The organism is Candidatus Poribacteria bacterium, assembly GCA_021295715.1.
Lineage (GTDB): Bacteria > Poribacteria > WGA-4E > WGA-4E > WGA-3G > WGA-3G.
The window spans coordinates 32,688-34,103 of record JAGWBV010000065.1; the positions used below are offsets into that span (position 1 = coordinate 32,688).

Sequence of the window (1,416 nt, forward strand, 5' to 3'; positions counted from 1 at the left end):
TGAACACCACATAACGAAAGCACAGTGGGACCGAGGTCAATCAAACTCACCAATTGATCACTTTCACTCCCTGGATTAAGTTCTTCGTGCCAACGCACAATCAACGGAATTCGAATCCCCGCATCATAGGGCCACCGTTTACCGCGTGGGAGTCCTTCACCGTGATCGCTCCAGAGAAAGACAATCGTATTCTTCGCAAGTCCATCTTCTTCCAATTGATTTAACAACTCTCCGACACGTGCATCGGCAGTGGCAAGGTTATCGTATTGACGCGCCAATGCTTGTCGTGCTTTCGGTGTATCCGGCAGATACGGCGGTAACGCTATGTCATCCGGATTCGTAGTCGTGGTCAGTGGACGATCTTCCGTTTCCCACATACCGCTTTCGTGTGTAACGATTGGGTTAAAAACGGAAAAGAAGGGTTGCCCTTCCGCACGATTTCGCCAGTGATAGGTGGTGTAAACTGATAGTCTGTTTTACTATTGTTGGTGCAATAGTACCCTGCCCCTCTCAGGTATTCGGTGAAGGTTTTCACATAAGGTGGCGGAACAGCAGAATACGGCGTAGGTAGGTTCGGTGTACTTTGGTCTGTATGCGTTGTCCGATGGTGGTGTGTTCCGATGGAAGTCTGATACATACCGGTGATAATAGCGGAACGACTTGGTGCACAGACTCCGGCTGTTGAAAAGGCATTTGGAAACCGACATCCGCCTGCAGCGAGGCGATCAATATTTGGGGTGCGGGCGATCAGGTCGCCATAGCAACCGAAACGCGGCGTTGTATCCTCTAAAGAGATCCAGAGGATATTCGGACGATCTGGTGTGCTCATTATGACTCCGTTTTGCAGTGATTCAATGTTTTAGTGCCAACATCCCTCTGTATACGCCTCGCGATCAAATAACTTCTGGCGGAAAGGTGTTGCCTGCGCCATCCATTCCTCAGGAATCTCCTGCGTGTAGCGATGCGGCGGTCCTGCCTCTTTAAAGATGTCTATGGCGAAGATGCGATAGAGCTGCGCGGAATCTATGGGTTTCGCTTCTGCTGCGTGGAAGATGCGGGCATTGATATAGACCATGCTACCGGGTGGCAATTCAAGTCGTTTCTCTTCCAGTTTGCGTCCAGCTTCTTCATCGAAATCGCCTGCGAGCATTCGATCCGGCGTTGCTTTGTGGCTGCCCGGTATAACCTTGAGATTCCGATCCCCACGTGTGAAGCCGTTGGGGTAGTACAGGATCTGGATGTAGTAATTGTCGCGCTCCGCAAGGTTGACTGGGTTCTCATGTTTCCAGTGGTGGTGGTCCTGGTGGTATCCAAGCGCACCGATCCCGCGGGGTGCGATGTTGAGCGCAGAGTGGCAGAAATGGTATGCGTCACCGATAGTTGCGTGTATCAGTGCCGTAATGAAGGGGTCGTCGA

General features: G+C 51.4%; 1 protein-coding gene and 1 pseudogene (1 of these 2 cut by a window edge). Both read right to left on the reverse strand.

Features of this window, described 5'->3' with window-relative positions; genetic code table 11:
- Nucleotides 1–829: pseudogene (locus tag J4G07_16120) on the reverse strand (sulfatase-like hydrolase/transferase); it reaches 678 nt to the left of the window's first position.
- A 30-nt stretch (nt 830–859) separates the two neighbouring features.
- A partial coding sequence (locus J4G07_16125) for a phytanoyl-CoA dioxygenase family protein (protein ID MCE2415517.1) occupies nt 860–1,416 on the reverse strand: 557 nt, incomplete at its 5' end.